This is a genomic window from Collinsella sp. TF07-1 (assembly GCF_003437235.1).
In the GTDB taxonomy this organism is placed as follows: Bacteria; Actinomycetota; Coriobacteriia; order Coriobacteriales; family Coriobacteriaceae; genus Collinsella.
Window position 1 is genome coordinate 63,020 of record NZ_QSRV01000009.1, and the last position, 16,898, is coordinate 79,917.

The window sequence follows — 16,898 nt, forward strand, 5'->3', positions numbered from 1 at the left end:
TTCCTCAACTGTATATTTTCAAAAATAAATACGTTTCGCCTGAATAGGCTAATTGAATTATAGAACGACCAGTTAAATCGCGCTACCAAACCAGAAGAAGCAATAATACGCTTACCGAGAAATATCTACCGTTCATGATTGTATACAATATACAAAACAGTAAAGACACCCTAAGATAAAGCCATCGGAAGGAAGGCGGGCGCAAGGAAGTCCGCTCTCTGCTAAGAGGTCCAAGGAGGATCATCATGACTAAGTTCAGCCACGTCATCATCCGTCGTCCCGGCAAGTCCCTGAGCAATGGCATCACGAGCGCTCCCGAGCTTGGCCAGCCCATCTACGAGCGCGCCATCGAGGAGCACTACGATTACGAGCATGCGCTCGAGCAGTGTGGCGTTGACGTGTCGGTGCTGCCGGCGCTTGAGCAGTATCCCGACAGCTGCTTTGTCGAGGATCCGGCCGTTATCACTCGCTGCGGCGCCATCATTACCAACCCCGGCGCCGACAGTCGTAATGGCGAGAAGGACGAAATCGAGCCGGTCGTCCGTCGCTTCTTTGACGACGAACATGTCAAGCACATCGTTTCCCCCGGCACGCTCGACGGCGGCGACGTCATGATGGTCGGCGACCACTTCTACGTCGGTCGCTCTGCTCGCACCAACGAAGAGGGTATCCGCCAGTTCTGCGAGATTCTCGAGGGCTGGGGTCTCGAGGGCTCCGAGGTGCCTCTGGAGGAGGTCCTGCACCTCAAGACGGGCGTCAACTACATCGAGGACAACAACATGCTCGTCTCCGGTGAGTTCATCGATAAGCCCGACTTTGCCCAGTACAACAAGATCGTCGTGCCCGAGGACGAGGCTTACGGCGCCAATTGCATCTGGGTCAACGGTACAGTCATCGTTGCCGAGGGCTATCCGACCGTGCTCAAGGCCGTGCAGGATCTGGGCTACAAGACGCTCGTTGTCGATACCTCCGAGTACCGCAAGGTCGACGGCGGCCTCTCCTGCCTGTCGCTGCGCTTCTAATACGGTCGCTGTACTAGCTTAATGATCGCTTGACCGATGGCCCGGCACCCGATTCGGGCGTCTGGGCCATCTTTGTGCGGTCGCTTGATGGAGGGGGTGCACATAGAATGGCCTCTAAAACTTGTAACGACGAGATGATCGACCCCAATGGTCTGGATCTCTTCCGTCTGACTATGATGGTCATCACCGCGAGCATTTGCGGCGGTATCTTTTCGCTTGCCGGTGATATGGCAGCAGGCGGAGCCAATACCGGCGCGGTTATTGTCTCGTGGGGAATTTGCTTTATCGGCGTCTTTGCGCTGATGATGGTGTTCAACGGTCTGTCTCAGGCTCGCCCCGACCTGACCGGCGGCATCTATGCATATGCTGCGGCTGGCTTTGGCGATTACATTGGATTCAACTCCGCTTGGGGCTACTGGATCAGCGCGTGCCTTTCCAACGTGAGCTTTGCGCTCTTGCTGTTTAGCGCGCTGGGCTATTTCTTCCCTGCGTTTGGCACGGGCAATAATCTACTTTCCATCATCTGTGCCAGCGTGTTTTTGTGGTTCCTCACCGCCCTTGTGCTTCGCGGCGTCAAGGAGGCTGCGGGCATTAACACGATTGTTACGTTGGCGAAGTTGGTGCCACTGGGACTTTTCGTGCTGAGCATCGTGCTCCTGGGTAAGTTCAACGTCGATATCTTTATGGACAACTTCTGGGGCGAGCCGGCTGGTCCTGGGTTTGGCGAGCAAGTTGTCTCGACCATGATCGCCCTTGTCTGGGTCTTTACGGGCATTGAGGGTGCTGTTGTCATTTCGGGCCGCGCAAAGTATGTGCGCGACGTCGGTCGCTCGACGGCACTTGGATTTGCAGCTGTGTTCACGCTGTATCTGATTATCTCGATGCTATCGCTCGGCATTATGCCGCGCACGGAGATGGCGCAGCTCGCAACGCCCTCCATGGCGGGAATTCTCGAGTGCGCAATCGGCCCGGTTGGCGCTGCCATCGTAAACCTTGGCGTTATTCTCTCGTTGGTCGGCGCGCTGCTGGGCTATGTCATCATTGCGTCCGAGACGCCGTTCGAGGCGGCGCGCCAGGGATCCTTCCCTCTGGCGTTTGCCAAGACGAACAAGCACGACGCCCCGGTGGTAACGGTTCTCGTGAGCTCCGGCATTACGCAGCTCTTCTTGATCGTGTCGTATGTGGCGGCGAGCACCTACCAGTTCTTCTATAGCTGCGCAGTCAACACGATTCTGGTTCCGTATGTCTGCTCGGCTGCCTATTACATGGTGATTGGTTGGAAGAAGGAGCATCTGGACGGACCGCATGCGCCAAGCGTCGGCAAGGCGCGATTCTTCGGCACGCTCGGCTTCATTTACACATTGTTCCTTGTGTGGTCGACGGGCCTCCAGGGCGTCATGATCACGACGATCCTTTTTGCTCCGGCCATTCCCGTTTATATGCTGGGCGAGCGAGGTCGCGGTAAGCCGGTACTTCCGCACCTGCACGACAAGCTGATCGCAGCGGTGGTCATTGTCGTGGCGGTCATCTCGCTGTATCTGCACTTTGCCGGCATTGCGCCGATAGTCTAAGACTGCGGCAAGCTTCATCGCTTGGTAAGCCGACGGAGGCGTCGCGTGCCGGTGCCGTTCGGTAATCCATAACTGACGTGGGCCTCTGTAACGTGCCTTTGTGAGCGCCCACCAAGCCCGCGCAGGTGACATTTGTTGCCAGCGCGGGCTTTTGCTGTTGCGGCGAAATAGTTCCTGTTTTTGCTGGTTAAAGCATCAAACAGGAACTATTCCACCGCAACTTGTTTTGATTCGCTGGGGGACGGAGGAAGCGGCGATCCGGAATCCACCTGCACAGTCGCTCCGCATCCCGTCCGTTGGCGCAAGTGGTGCCAAATGTAATCTGCCCCCCTTGCACGCTTGTCCTCCTTGCAGCAATCTGTTGGTTGAACGTCGTTATGTGCTTGCAGTTTCTGGGCAAGCCGTCTCGCAGCAAAGTAGACTAGATGGCCATTTCAAAAAGCCTACTCAGAGGAGGAACCATGCTTGAGGGTACGTATGTGGTTTCGGCCCAGACGCCGGTGGGGAGTAGACGCGGCGAGGTGACGTTTTCACATGGGGTGAACGGCGCGCTCAGGGCAGTACTAAACGTCAGGGGTCTCAATATCGCTCTCTCGAGTGCCCGTGCTGAGGGCGATTTCTTTGAGCTCTTGGGTACTATCTCCCACGTCTTGATGGGCAAGGCGCCCTTTACATGCACGGGGTCGGTCGAGGGTGATCGACTCACTGCTACCGCGCGGTCGGGTTCCGTTTCGATCTCGCTGAGCGGTATGCGTAAAGAGCCTTCGGGGCGCACCGCATAAAGTTTGCGCAGGTAAACATCGGTATTTGACTTTATAAAATAGTTCAGAGCGCTATCATTTGTCGTTACGAGTTGGTTAACCCCGGTAAACGGTTAACCGCGTCTAACGAAAGGATGAGCGCGTGAAGCTCGATACACTCGAGATTGGAAAGGACGCCGTTGTCGCATCGGTGACATCCGACGACCAGGCGCTCCGTCAGCATATTTTGGACATGGGCCTGACGCCGGGCACCGAAGTCACCATGATGAAGTACGCCCCCATGGGCGACCCGCTCGAGATTCGCCTGCGTGGCTACGAGTTGACGCTGCGCAAGGACGATGCCGCTCGCATCGAGCTCGTGGGTATTCACGACACCGATACGGGTCCGCGCGCTAACGCCGCAATCGGCACGACGGAGCATCCGGCCCTGGGCGAGGGGACGTATTCGCCCCGTGCGGCAAAGACGGCCGTGCCCGAGGGCGCGCCGCTGCACTTTGCCCTCGCTGGCAACCAAAACTGCGGCAAGACCACGTTGTTCAACCAACTGACAGGTTCCAACCAGCACGTCGGTAACTTTCCCGGCGTGACGGTCGACCGCAAGGACGGCACTATCCGTAACCATCCCGAGGCAAGCGTTACCGACCTGCCCGGCATCTATTCGCTGTCGCCGTACACGGGCGAAGAGATCGTCAGCCGCCAATTCATCTTGGACGAAAACCCCGACGCCATCATCGACATCATTGACGCCACCAACATCGAGCGTAACCTGTACCTGACACTGCAGCTCATGGAGCTTGACCGTCCTATGGTCATCGCGCTCAACATGATGGACGAGGTGACCGCTAACGGCGGCGCCGTGGACGTCAACCTGCTCGAGAGCCTGTTGGGCGTGCCCGTTGTCCCCATTAGCGCTGCCCGCAACGAGGGCATCGGCGAGCTGGTGGACCACGCCCTGCACGTGGCACGGTTCCGCGAGCGCCCTGGTCGCCTGGACTTTTGTGCGCCCGACGGTCCGGACGGCGGTGCGCTGCATCGCTGCATCCACGGTATTGCTAACCTGATCGAGGACCATGCCGTGACGGCGCACATTCCGGTGCGCTTTGCGGCGACCAAACTGGTCGAGGGCGATGAGCTGGTAACCGAGGCGCTTCACCTGGATCGCAATGAGCTCGACGCTATCGAGCACATCATCACCCAGATGGAGGGCGAGGCCGGCACCGACCGCCTATCTGCGCTGGCCGATATGCGTTTTAGCTTTATCGGCGACGTGTGCGGGCGTTGCGTCGTCAAGCCGCACGAGAGCCGCGAGCACGTGCGCTCCGTCAAGATTGACCGCATCCTGACAGGTCGTTACACAGCCATTCCGGCGTTCCTGGTGATCATGGGCCTCGTCTTTTGGCTGACGTTTGGCGTGATCGGCGCGGCGTTGCAAGGGCTCATGGAGGACGGCATCGCTGCCGTCATCGCCTCGGCCGATGCGGGCCTCAAGGCGTTCGGCACCAACGACGTGGTGCGCTCGCTGGCTGTTGACGGCGTGCTTACGGGCGTGGGCAGCGTGCTGACCTTCCTGCCGATTATCGTCGTGCTCTTTTTGTTCCTCTCCATTCTGGAAGACTCGGGCTACATGGCGCGCGTTGCCTTTGTCATGGATAAGGTGCTGCGTCGTTTTGGCCTGTCGGGCCGTAGCTTCGTGCCCATGCTCGTCGGTTTTGGCTGCACCGTGCCGGCTATCATGTCGACCCGTACGCTCCCATCCGAGCACGACCGCAAGATGACGGTCATGCTCACGCCGTTTATGAGCTGCTCGGCCAAGCTGCCGGTCTACGGTCTGTTGTGCGGGGCGTTTTTCCCGCAAGCGACAGTTCCCGCCATGGTCTCGCTCTATCTGATCGGCATCGTGGTCGGCTGCATCGCGGCTTTGGTGCTCAACCGCACGGCATTTAAGGGCGACCCGGTTCCGTTTATCATGGAGCTTCCCAATTACCGCCTGCCGAGCGTCAAGACGACGGTGATGCTGGCATGGGATAAGGCCAAGGACTTCATCACCAAGGCCTTTACCATTATCTTTGCCGCTACGGTGGTCATCTGGTTCCTGCAGACGTTCGATATCCGCTTTAACGTGGTCGCCGACCAGTCGCAAAGCCTGCTTGCTGGTCTGGGTAGCATCATCGCGCCGGTGCTGGCCCCGCTCGGTTTTGGCGACTGGCGTGCATCCACGGCGCTCGTCACCGGACTTATTGCCAAAGAGAGCGTCATCTCGACGCTCACGGTGCTTTTGGGCGCAACCTCTCCCGCGGCACTGTCAGCCATGTTTTCGCCGTTTACCGCCTACGTGTTCTTGGTCTTTACGCTGCTGTACCCGCCTTGCGTGGCATCCATCGGCGCCGTCAAGAGCGAGTTGGGCGCGCGCTATGCCGTGGCCGTATTCGCGTTTCAGGTGACGGTCGCCTGGATCGTGGCGTTTGTCGTGCATTCGGCGGGCATATTGCTGGGGTTGGCTTAGGGGCGCGTTGATGCTCCGCGCTTTTGGGCGAGCAACAATTCAATAAATATGAGCCAAAATACCGGTAATTGTCGGCCTGCGGGGACTGTCCTACGCTGCAGGTTGCCGTTCGCTGCCTATTTGCTGCCGTTTACGGATTCGTAAATACTTGCAATCGTCGGTCGATTTAACCGCATTACGCGATGCCGATGCGCATTTTGTGTGCCCCTTTCTACAATCACTTTGTGTCTATTGCCGAACATGTCTTCCGTTTCGCCTGTGTGGGGACGTGGGGTGCAATAGTCGTTTGTAGAGGCTCATTGAGGAGGGAATTGATGAAAGAAAAATTCCAATCGTTCGGAAAGGCAATGCTCGTTCCGATTACGCTCATTGCCATTTCCGGTCTCTTTTTGGGTATCGGTAGCGTTTTTACGACCGAACTGACCCTTGTGTCCCTTGGCGTTAATTGGGACTGGTATGCCGCTTCGCCGCTCTTTACGTTCTTCTCGGTATTTAAGGGTCTCGGCGAGGTAATCATTGGAAACCTCGGTGTTTTGTTTGCCGTCGGCTGCGCCTTCTCCTTGTCTCGCAAAGAGAAGGGCTGGGCTGCCTTTTCTGCCCTTGTCTGCTATCTCACCATGCTCAAGACGGTTGAGATTCTGCTTGGAGCAGCTGGCTTGGCTGCCGACAATACAACGGTGGAAGCTCTTCAGAAGGTCGGCCTTACGTCCATTCAGGCGAGTGAGCAGTCCGCACTCTACACTACCTCGCTCGGCTTTTTTGGCTACAGCTCTGGTGTCTTTGGCGGCATTATCGTGGGCTGCCTGGTCGCCTGGATCACCGGCCGTTTTTACAAGACCAAGCTTCCAACGGCGCTGGCGTTTTTTGCGGGCAGTCGAACGGTTCCCATTGTATCGCTGGTCGCCGGTGGCGTCCTGGGCGGCATCATGTACTTCGTTTGGCCCGTCATCGGTGGATGCTTCTCGGGTATTGCGACGTTCGTGAAAGGCTCCGGTCTGGTCGGTACGTTTGTCTATCGCTGGGTGCTCGAGAGCCTTGTGCCGTTTGGCTTGCATCCGCTGCTCGAGACGCCCATGTATTGGACTGAGCTTGGCGGCTCCATGGTCGTCGACGGAACGCGCGTGGTGGGCAATAGCGCTATTCAGCTTGCACAGCTCGCTTCTCCCAGTAGCGACAAGCTCTTGGTTAGGGCCTTCATGGCTGGCTATGGCATTAACGATTACGCGTTGTTCCCGGGCATCGCCCTTGCTATGTGGTCTTGTGCCAAGCCCCAGAACCGCAAGAAGGTTGCTGGTCTTTTAATCCCCACAGTGATTTCGACTGTTTTCTTTGGCGTTACGGAGCCTATTCTCTTTACGTTCCTGTTTGCCGCCCCCTGGCTCTACTTTGGCGTTTACGCTCCGCTTTCCGGACTGGGTGAAGTTCTCTCGGAGGCAATGGGCGTTTCGGTGTACCAGGGAAATATCAAGGACCTGATCCCATTCTTATTCCGCCCCGAGAAGCTTAATCTGCTTCCGTACCTTATTCTGCTCCCCGCCTTTTTCCTGGCAGCTTTCTTCCTCTTCCGGTTCTTTATTACTAAGTTCGATATCAAGACGCCCGGTCGAGACGATGGTGACGATATTGAGTTGATCAACAGCAGAGCCGAGTTCGAGGCAAAGGCCGCTGAGGCAAAGGGCGAGTCTGATAGCACTCCCGAGAAGGCAGTCCAGGGCCGTGCGACCAAGGACAGCGCGCTTGCTGTTGGCATTGTCGAAGCGCTTGGTGGAGCCGACAACATTGATGATCTTGACAACTGCATCTCACGTCTTCGCGTGATTGTCAAGGATGGTTCTAAGGTTGCAGACGACGAGGTGTTCACCAAGAATCTTGAAGCTATGGGCGTTATCCGCCTGAGCGACAAGGCAATCCAGGTCATTTACGGTCCTCGTGTCGGCGAAGTCGCTTCTGAGGTGCACGAAGTTCTCGGTGACGAGTAAAACGCGCAAGTGGCTTTCAATTGCATAGCGCAATTCCAGGGCTTGGCTTCCTATCGCATGATTTAGGGAGCCAAGCCTTCTTGTTTTAGATTGTCAAGGCAGATACTCAATAGTTCTTCGAATGCGAGAATACAACTTCCGGTAAAGCAGTTAGGCTTAACGTTCTTAAGATCCATTGGGTGATCGTCATGTATCGTAAAGATCGCGTCTGCCGTCTTGGCGAGCTCGCTGTCTTCGTTGCCGGTAAACGCGAGGGTCGTAATGCCCACGTCGTGGCATGCCCTTGCGGTTTCCAGGATGGCTTCTGTCTGGCCCGATTTGGATATGAGCATCATGCAGCTGAGCGTATTTCGGTTGGATTCGACAAACTGATCGGTTTCTAGGAAGTCCTGTATGACGGCCAAAAAGCCAAGTCCAACGAGCTTGGTCGCCATGTACTGCGCAACGATGCGTGAGAAGCCCTCTCCGTTTACTCCGATCATTCTGTTGCGATGCAGTGCGGCGATGAATACGTCTACATCTCCGGTGTGGCATACGAAGTGGACGCTACTGTCTTTGAGTGATTGATTCATTTCGCGGGAGACATGCTGAAGGTGCTTGAGATCGTACATCATTTCGCGGTAGCCACGGTAGCCGAGCTTTTTCGAAAGCCTGATGACTGTCGTCATGCTGGTAAAGCATGCCATGGCGACGGGTTTTATGCCAATATCATCGAGGGTGTCGATATTGTTGAGCAGGTATTCGAGTACGCTTTGCTCGGTTTCGGATAGCTTTGCGGCTGAGTAGAGCTTGGAAATCTGCTTTTTATCAACCATCGGTGCTCCCTTCCCGCCGGACGTGTGTGGCCGCTTCCGTTGCGTAAATAATAACTCCTTGGGGAATTCCTTTCCCGCCTTGCAGCCGGGGCGGGAAGCGGCCCTCCATGCTGGATACAATATCCATACACAGGCGAACCATGCAATATTGAATGTGCTAATTGGGGGTTTCGATATGAAACTTACGGTCATAGGCGGCGGTGGCGTCCGCTCCATGTTTTTGGCAAAGAGCATAGCCCAGCAGGCGTCATCGCTTGGAATCGATGAACTCGTGTTTATGGACAATGATCCCGAGAAGCTGCGCATCTACGGTGGCCTTGCCGCCCATGTCTCGGGCATGCTTTGCCCCACGCTTAATTTTTCATTGACGGGCGATGCAGTCGAGGCCGTTAAGGACGCCGATTACGTGATCACGACGATTCGCGTCGGTGGGGACCATATGCGCGTTCGCGATGAGCGCATTGCTCTCTCACATGGGGTTCTTGGCCAAGAGACGACTGGCGCAGCCGGCGTGTCTTTTGCCATGCGCTCCGTCCCTGCGCTTGCTTCGTATTGCGAGTTAATCAAGAAGTACGCAAAGCCGGGCGTCAAGGTGTTTAACTTTACTAATCCCGCTGGCGTCGTATCTCAGGCCTTACGCGATATGGGCTACGATTTTACTTATGGCATTTGCGATGCCCCCTCGGGCATGTTGCATCAGTTTGCCGAGTATAAAGGCGTTGATCCCGCATCGGTTCAGGGCGAGTGCTATGGACTCAACCACCTCTCGTTCTTCCGCAATGTGACGGTTGACGGCGAGGACATCATGCCCGACTTGATCCACGACGACGGGGCATATGCTCATACGGATCTTAGGTTCTTCGAGAAGGATCTCGTTCTAAATCGCGGATGCGTGCCAAATGAGTACCTATACTATTTCTACTATCGCGAGCGCGCCGTTGCCAACGTTCTCTCTTCGCCCCAGACGCGCGGCGAACTAATCGAAGAAATTAATCGAGAAATGACGAGCGAGCTTGCATCTATCGATATTGAGAACGACTTCGAAAAGGGCCTCGCGTGCTTTGAGAAGTGGTACGGAATGCGCGAAAACAACTACATGGCGGCCGAGACAGGTATTCACCGCGACAAGCCGTGGACGTTTGACGTGTACGGCAAAGATGCTGGCGGATACGCAGGTGTTGCGCTCCGTTTCATGGATATTGCTCGCTCTGGCAAGACGCAGCAGATGATCCTGTGCACCCCCAACAATGGCGCCATCCCCGGCCTTCTCGATACAGATGTCATCGAGTCAACGTGCGATATCTCCACCGATGGCTGTGTACCGCATCGCGTCGAAGCCGATTCTGTGCCCGCGGGAAACCTCGAATTGATTCGTCGCGTCAAGTACTACGAGCGCACCGTGGCGCGTGGCATCGTTAACCGATCGAAGCGCGACATTGTCGAGAGCCTCGCGATGCACCCGCTCGTTAATTCGTACTCCTTGGCGAAAGACATCGCCGCGCAGTACTTTGAGCTTAACCGCGACTACATCGACGGCTGGACAGACTAGTCTGGACGTTAAAACTAGAAATCATGGATGGGCGGACCGGCGTTTATATTGGCGCTCGTTCGCCCTGCCTAGTAAGAAAACGGGTATAGAGTGAACTTGCGAGAGAACTTCAATGTCTTTCTGGAATCGGGCGATCGGGCGAAGGGATGCCGGAGTGGCTGCACGATGGCGTTATATATCCCCTTGTTTGTTATGAGCGCGCTTCAAATTGGTGTATCAAACGTTGCAACTGAGCTCGCCTATATCAATCCGTCCATTACGCTTATTTGCACTGTGGTCGCGGCCTTTTTAAACCTGCTTCTATCGAATGTGGCTTTTTCATTATTTGCCGTCGACCGGTCCAAAGAGACGGTGCAACCTGCTCGAACCCCTCCGGTTTATCTCTTGGCCTCGACGGTTCCCCTCCAGATTTCTGGGGCGCTGCTAATTTATTTGGTTCACTTGATTTTATCGGCAATTGTAGTCTTTGCCTCGCTTGCGAGCAGCCAGCTCGGGGTGTTGTGCTCGCTTGTGGTGGCAGTAATCGTGACGCTTCTTTCCGCGTCGTTCGTATTCGTGTTAATTGAAGATGCGGACGTGGAGCAGAGGGGACTACGAGGCATTCGGTTTGCACCACGCTACATCATGCGTTCGGTCACGGTGCTTCGTTCCTCCTGCAGGGAAATCGCGCGTCCCGCAACGCTGCTGGTGGCATGGAACCTGGTTGCAAGTTGCGCTATCCAGGTTCTTGTTGGATGGGTAGTTTCGAGTGCGGCGCTGCCGTCGGCACTTTCAGTGACGGCGCTTGTACATGAGGGACTTTATTATGGGGCGTTTGCTTATATGCTGCTTTTGCTAGTTCATTGTGCGGTTGCGAGTTGGCTCGAAATTGACGTGCTCATGGGGGTGTCCTTGTGCGTATCCGAGCAGGCGCGATAGCCCGAAGATGAAGCCGCGTTTTCGACATTGAGTTTCTGCGTACCTTGCTTTCTAAGCAGAATTGGCGCGCCATCTGTTAACGATCGTTTTCCAAGAATTCTTTTGTTGCTCATTTTATAGACTTCTCATTGCTATAATCGCCCACCGCTCTAGATGATCGGAGAGGTTTTCCTATATGGCTCAAACAAAGCAAGGTGGTATCGCACTCAGTCAGTGGCTCCCGCTTATCGGGCTCGCCTGCTGCGCGTTCGTGTTCAACACGTCGGAGTTTATGCCCATCGGCCTTCTGACTGATATCGCCGCATCGTTCTCGCTCACCGAGGCCCAGGCAGGCATCATGATCTCGGTCTATGCTTGGGGCGTCATGCTGCTGTCGCTGCCACTCATGGTGTTTGCCTCGCGCTTTGAGTTCAAGTGGATGCTGCTCGGCGTGCTCGCCGTGTTTTCTCTGGGTCAGTTCCTGTCCGCTGTGGCACCGACATATCCCATCCTGGTCTGTGCGCGCCTGGTGGTCGCTTGCGCACATGCCGTGTTCTGGTCGGTCGCCTCGATTATGGCCTCGCGCCTGGTTGACGCCCGCCACGGGGCGCTCGCCATCAGCATGATCGCCACGGGCTCGTCTATCGCGCAGATTTTCGGCCTGCCCCTCGGTCGTGCCATCGGCCTGGCCGTGGGCTGGCGCATGACGTTTGCCGTGGTCGGGGTCTTCTCTGCCGCCGCGGTGGTGTACCAGGCAGCGGTGTTCCCGGCCATGCCGGCGGGTGAGCGCTTTACCGTTAAGCAGCTGCCCGAGCTGCTCAAGAACCCGTTCCTGATCGCGCTCTACGCGGTCACGGTCTTTATGGCGACCGGCTATTACGCAAGCTACAGCTATATCGAGCCCTTCCTGGCGCAGGTCGCGCACGTCGATGCGGGTGCCATCACCATGACGCTGACGGCGTTTGGCTGTTCTGGTCTGCTCGGAAGCTGGCTGTTTGGCCGCCTGTTCGATGGGCATCGCTTCCCGTTCTTGGCTATCACGCTCTCCGGCGTGCCGGTGGCTCTGCTGCTTATGGCCCCCGCAGCCTCGGCGCTCGTGTTGGTGCTTGCCGTCTGCGCACTATGGGGCTGCTGCGCCACGGCCTTTAACGTGGCGTTTCAGGCCGAGCTCATCAAGTACACGCCGGCGGACTCGTCGGCCGTCGCCATGTCGATCTTCTCGGGCCTGTTTAACCTTGGTATCGGCACGGGCACCGCGATCGGCGGAGCCGTGGTTTCGGGTCCCGGTATCGCTTGGATTGGCTTCGTGGGCGGGGCGATTACCGTCGTGGGCGTCATCCTCGCCATCACCGTACTGTTCCCGGCCATACGCCGTGCCAAACCCGTTGCCTAATCACGTCCTCTCATCAGTTGCGGTGGAATAGTTCCTGTTTAAGGCCTCTGAAGGCCAAAGCAGGAACTATTTCACCGCAACTTATTTTGGGGGAGAGGATACAAGCCGGGCATACAATGGATATCGTTGTGTTGAGCTTGCCGGGAGGTTGCTATGTGGGCATACGAGACGACGTTCTATCAGATCTATCCGCTGGGCTTTTGCGGAGCTCCGCGCGAAAACGCCGCGCCCGTTGCCGAGGATGAGCTCGCCCAGGCTGCCAACGCTGCGCCCAACCCCGATGCGCCCATCATGAAGATCGCCCAATGGGCCGACTACCTGCAAAAACTCGGTATTGGCGCTGTGCTGATTAACCCGCCGCTCGAGTCTGATAGCCACGGCTACGATACTCGCAGCCTGCGCCATATCGACCGCCGCCTGGGCGGGGATGCCGATTTTGCCGCCGTATGCGAGACGCTGCACGCCCATGGCATCCGCGTGGTGCTCGATGCCGTCTTCAACCATGTGGGCCGTGGCTTTTGGGCCTTCCGCGATGTGCAGGAGCGTAAGTGGGACTCGCCGTACAAGGATTGGTTCCACATCAGCTTTGACGGCGATTCCTGCTATGGCGACGGCTTTTGGTACGAGGGCTGGGAAGGCCATTTTGAGCTCGTGAAGCTCAACCTGCAAAACCCCGCCGTGGTCGATTACCTGCTCGAGTCCGTGCGCCGCTGGGCCGAGGTCTTTGGCGTCGACGGCCTGCGCCTGGACGTTGCCTATATGCTCGACCGCGACTTTATGCGTCGCCTGCACGCCTTTACCCGTGAGCTCAAGCCCGACTTTGTGCTGATCGGCGAGACGCTTCACGGTGACTACAACCAGATCGTCAACGACGAGATGCTCGACTCCTGCACCAACTACGAATGCTACAAGGGCCTGTACTCCAGCTTTAACTCGGTCAATATGTTCGAGATCGCGCATTCGCTGCATCGCCAGTTTGGCGGCGATCCGTGGTGCATCTACCGCGGCAAGCACCTGCTGTCGTTTGTCGACAACCACGACGTGCCGCGCCTGGCAAGCATCCTCACCGACAAGTCGTGCCTGCGTCCCGTCTATGGCATGCTCTTTGGCATGCCGGGCATTCCGTGCGTCTACTATGGCAGCGAGTGGGGGATTGCCGGCGAAAAGGGCGGCCCCGATGGTGACTGGGCGCTGCGACCTGCGCTCGATGAGCCTGCGCCCAACGAGCTGACGGCGTTCATCACGCAGCTTGCGCACCTTCGCTCGGCCGATGACGCGGCGGCCTGTGCTCTCAACTACGGTGCCTATCGCAACGTGGTGATCCAGAACAAGCAGCTGCTGTTCGAGCGCGCCTGTGATGACGCGACGGTGCTCGTGGCGGTGAACGCCGTGGGCGAGCCTTACACCTTTGGCGCCGGCGAGCTCAACGGGTCCTTTGTCGACCTGCTTGCCGACGATGCGCCCACGGTCGAGCTGACGGGTACCCTTGAGCTTGCACCCTACGAGGTGCGCTATCTGTTGAGAGCCTAGCCCATGGCCGTGTCTGACGAGGACTATCAACATATTGAGCATGGGTTTGAGCCTGTGTTCGACCAGCGCTCGCGCGTTTTGGTGCTGGGGTCGTTTCCCTCGGTGCTCTCGCGTGCCAATGCCTTCTACTATGGCAATCCGCAGAACCGCTTTTGGCGTGTGATGGCCGCGTGCCTTGGTGCGCCCGTGCCGCCCAACGAGGGAGACTCTTTGGCGAGCGGCGAGCCCGCGACGCTCGCCGCCTCGATTGCTGCCAAGCGGGCTATGCTGCTCAACGGCGGTGTGGCCCTGTGGGACGTGATCGAGAGCTGCGACATTAAGGGCTCGAGTGACGCTAGCATCAAAAACGTTGTGCCGGCACATATTGAACGCATTGTGGATGCCACGCCGATCGAGATCGTTGTTTGCAACGGCGGCACGGCCGGACGGCTCTACAAACGCTATCTACAAGAGCGGACGGGGCTACCCGCCATCGTGCTGCCGTCGACGAGTCCTGCCAACGCGGCGTGGCGTTTGGAGCGGCTTGTCGAGCGTTGGAGTGAAGCCGTTGACTGGGCAGCTCATTAATTTAGATTATTGATTGAGTGCGGGCGCCGAGGCGTTTCAGAACGCCTCGCCAGATCGGCACGGGCACGGCTGGCTCGGCGCAAGCCATGCCGTCGGCGTCGACGTCCTCGGCATTACCACCACCAAGTCGCTGCGCATGCTCAACCGAACAGCCCATACGAACGGCGCCTACGAGCTTGTCCATCGCTTCCGAAAACGGTCGCCGCAAGAGCCCCATGCGCGGTGAGTGACGAAGCGCCGCGAAGCCGCTGCCGGTACAGGCGACAACGCCGCCGCACCATGACAGCCCACGAAGGTCGCACGCCGCTCGCAGACGCACGACGAGCCCGTGTGCTCGCTCCAGGCCGCCGATGTCGGCCTGGACAACAACGTAGGCACGCGTCCCTGCGCCGCCAAAGCGGTCGAGCACCTGCTCAATGGGCGCCATCGCTTCATCATTGGGTGCATCTTCAACGGCGAACACAATGCCATCGGCGGTACCGGCAACGCTGCCGGCATCATCCGCCTCCAAGTCGACTGGATGGGGGAGTGCGGTGCCGGAAATCTGTGCATAGGCGGCGATGGCATCCTGCAGGTCCCAGAGCAAAAACTCAAGATCGGCGCTCTTGGGAATACTGATATACGCAATGGTTTGCAGCGTTTTTGGTACATCGCCGCGTGCGGTCGTCTCCATGCCGCCTCCTTTCCGGTTGGTTTCCGTTTAGGTTACACCGTCCGGCGGCGTCCCGCCGCGCTATCCTAGTGCAACCCTTACGAAAGGAACGTCATGCGTCTGCCCATGAACACCTCGCTTGCCACGCTCAAGCCCTCCGGCATCCGTCGGATTAACGCACTCGCCGCGCAGCATCCGGGATGCATTGCGCTTGCGCTCGGTGAGCCCGATTTTCCCACGCCCGATGTGGTTAGCGCCGAGGTGACTGCTTCGTTGGACCGCGGCGACACGCACTATCCGCCCAACAACGGTCGCCCCGCCCTGCGCGAGGCACTGTCCGAATATATGGGTGACGCGGGTCTGGCGTTTTCCGCCGATGAGGTCATCCTGACCGACGGCGCGACCGAGGCCCTGTCGGCAACATTTATGGCTATGCTCAACCCCGGCGACGAGGTCATTATCCCCACGCCCGCCTTTGGCCTGTACGAGAGCATCGTCGTGGCCAACCACGCCAAGGCGGTCTTCTTGGATACGGAGCCTGCGCAATTCCAGATTGACGAGGATGCGCTTCGCGCCTGTGTGACCCCGGCGACCAAGGCCATCGTCATCTGCTCGCCCAACAATCCCACGGGTTGCATCCTCGACACGGCATCGCTCGACGCCGTGGCGCGCGTGGCAGAGCAGGCGGGCATCTACGTAGTCTGCGACGACGTATACAACCGTCTGGTCTATGTGGATGGCTACGAGCGCTTTGCCCAGCGCCACCCGGAGCTGCGCGACCAGACGGTGGTCATCGAGAGCTTCTCTAAGCCCTGGGCCATGACCGGCTGGCGCCTGGGTTGGCTCGCGGCAGCGGCACCCGTCATCGCCGAGATCGCAAAAGCTCACCAATACCTAGTATCGAGTGCCGTCTCCTTCGAAATGGACGCCGCAGCCCGAGCCCTGACCGTCGACCCAACCCCCATGCTCAAAGTCTACCGAGCCCGCCGCGAACGCGTCCTCGCAGCCTTATACGCCATGGGCCTCGACGTAGTAGAGCCCGCAGGAGCCTTCTACGCTTTCCCGAGCATCAAACAGTACGGCCTAACAAGCGAAGCCTTCTGCATCAAAGCCATCAAAGAAGCCAACATAGCCCTAGTCCCCGGAGATTGCTTCGGAACCGAAGGCCACATCCGCCTCAGCTACTGCGTCTCCGACGAAAACCTGGACGAAGGCCTCCACCGCCTATCCACCTTCGTCTCAACCCTGTAGCCATCAGGGACGCAACACATCAGCCCACCGACTTAAGGCTTATGAGTGGGGGCGCCGGCCAACGGGAAACCGGGCTGCCCCAAAGTCACCGCAGGCCGCGCCGCCGAAGGCCAGGCGCAAGGTTTTCGTAGATTCCGCACGAGCCGAAGAGCACTTAATGTGCTCTTCGTGCGAGCCCAGGACCTGACCGAGCGAAAACCTTGCGCCTGGCCTTCGGCGGTGCGGCCGGATGGTGGAATTGTGTGCAGCCCGGTTTCCCGTTGACCGACGCCGGGGTCCCCGCCATAATACTTTCGGTTCACGCACGAATCCGCTGCCAGAGACAGCCGGTGCAAACGGGCATCGCCCGCGAGCTTAATGGGATATCCCGCCAGCCGAGGTGGTCGAGTAGATATGTCTTCTCGCCCC

The 16,898-nt window shown here is 57.9% G+C and carries 13 protein-coding genes; 11 read left to right on the forward strand and 2 right to left on the reverse strand.

Annotation, left to right across the window (positions count from 1 at the left end; translation table 11 throughout):
- Positions 1-245: 245 nt before the first annotated feature.
- The 5 genes from DXC67_RS05225 to DXC67_RS05245 all read left to right on the forward strand — a co-directional run bounded on the left by DXC67_RS05225 (position 246) and on the right by DXC67_RS05245 (position 7,836).
- Positions 246-1,022: a dimethylarginine dimethylaminohydrolase family protein gene (locus tag DXC67_RS05225; RefSeq protein WP_117635364.1), complete on the forward strand. Its 777-nt coding sequence runs from the start codon at positions 246-248 to the stop codon at positions 1,020-1,022.
- Between the two features lie 107 nt (positions 1,023-1,129).
- Positions 1,130-2,593, forward strand: a complete 1,464-nt coding sequence (locus DXC67_RS05230) for a basic amino acid/polyamine antiporter (RefSeq protein ID WP_117637612.1) — start codon at positions 1,130-1,132, stop codon at positions 2,591-2,593.
- A gap of 461 nt (positions 2,594-3,054) precedes the next feature.
- On the forward strand, positions 3,055-3,375 hold the full coding sequence (locus DXC67_RS05235; RefSeq protein ID WP_117637613.1) for a hypothetical protein: 321 nt from the start codon (positions 3,055-3,057) through the stop codon (positions 3,373-3,375).
- A 121-nt stretch (positions 3,376-3,496) separates the two neighbouring features.
- Complete coding sequence (gene feoB, locus DXC67_RS05240; RefSeq protein WP_117637614.1) at positions 3,497-5,857, forward strand: ferrous iron transport protein B; 2,361 nt, start codon at positions 3,497-3,499, stop codon at positions 5,855-5,857.
- Positions 5,858-6,171: 314 nt separating this feature from the next.
- On the forward strand, positions 6,172-7,836 hold the full coding sequence (locus tag DXC67_RS05245; protein WP_158551292.1) for a PTS transporter subunit EIIC: 1,665 nt from the start codon (positions 6,172-6,174) through the stop codon (positions 7,834-7,836).
- A 62-nt stretch (positions 7,837-7,898) separates the two neighbouring features.
- On the opposite strand, the gene DXC67_RS05250 is transcribed toward DXC67_RS05245, so the two are convergent.
- On the reverse strand, positions 7,899-8,651 hold the full coding sequence (locus tag DXC67_RS05250) for a MurR/RpiR family transcriptional regulator (RefSeq protein WP_158551293.1): 753 nt from the start codon (positions 8,649-8,651) through the stop codon (positions 7,899-7,901).
- 175 nt (positions 8,652-8,826) lie between these two features.
- On the opposite strand from DXC67_RS05250, the gene DXC67_RS05255 reads away from it, so the two are divergent.
- The 5 genes from DXC67_RS05255 to DXC67_RS05275 all read left to right on the forward strand — a co-directional run bounded on the left by DXC67_RS05255 (position 8,827) and on the right by DXC67_RS05275 (position 14,587).
- Positions 8,827-10,200, forward strand: a complete 1,374-nt coding sequence (locus DXC67_RS05255; protein ID WP_117583084.1) for a 6-phospho-beta-glucosidase — start codon at positions 8,827-8,829, stop codon at positions 10,198-10,200.
- Between the two features lie 165 nt (positions 10,201-10,365).
- Positions 10,366-11,118, forward strand: a complete 753-nt coding sequence (locus tag DXC67_RS05260) for a hypothetical protein (RefSeq protein ID WP_117583083.1) — start codon at positions 10,366-10,368, stop codon at positions 11,116-11,118.
- A gap of 175 nt (positions 11,119-11,293) precedes the next feature.
- Entirely contained in the window at positions 11,294-12,490 is a 1,197-nt protein-coding gene (locus DXC67_RS05265) for an MFS transporter (RefSeq protein ID WP_117637617.1), read from the forward strand.
- A gap of 153 nt (positions 12,491-12,643) precedes the next feature.
- On the forward strand, positions 12,644-14,020 hold the full coding sequence (locus tag DXC67_RS05270) for an alpha-amylase family glycosyl hydrolase (protein ID WP_117563777.1): 1,377 nt from the start codon (positions 12,644-12,646) through the stop codon (positions 14,018-14,020).
- 3 nt (positions 14,021-14,023) lie between these two features.
- Positions 14,024-14,587, forward strand: a complete 564-nt coding sequence (locus DXC67_RS05275; protein ID WP_117637618.1) for a DNA-deoxyinosine glycosylase — start codon at positions 14,024-14,026, stop codon at positions 14,585-14,587.
- A 1-nt stretch (position 14,588) separates the two neighbouring features.
- Here DXC67_RS05275 and DXC67_RS05280 read toward each other — a convergent pair whose 3' ends face one another.
- On the reverse strand, positions 14,589-15,260 hold the full coding sequence (locus tag DXC67_RS05280) for a hypothetical protein (RefSeq protein ID WP_117637619.1): 672 nt from the start codon (positions 15,258-15,260) through the stop codon (positions 14,589-14,591).
- Positions 15,261-15,353: 93 nt separating this feature from the next.
- Between DXC67_RS05280 and DXC67_RS05285 the strand changes: the two genes are divergently transcribed.
- Complete coding sequence (locus DXC67_RS05285; protein WP_117637620.1) at positions 15,354-16,490, forward strand: pyridoxal phosphate-dependent aminotransferase; 1,137 nt, start codon at positions 15,354-15,356, stop codon at positions 16,488-16,490.
- Positions 16,491-16,898 lie beyond the last annotated feature (408 nt).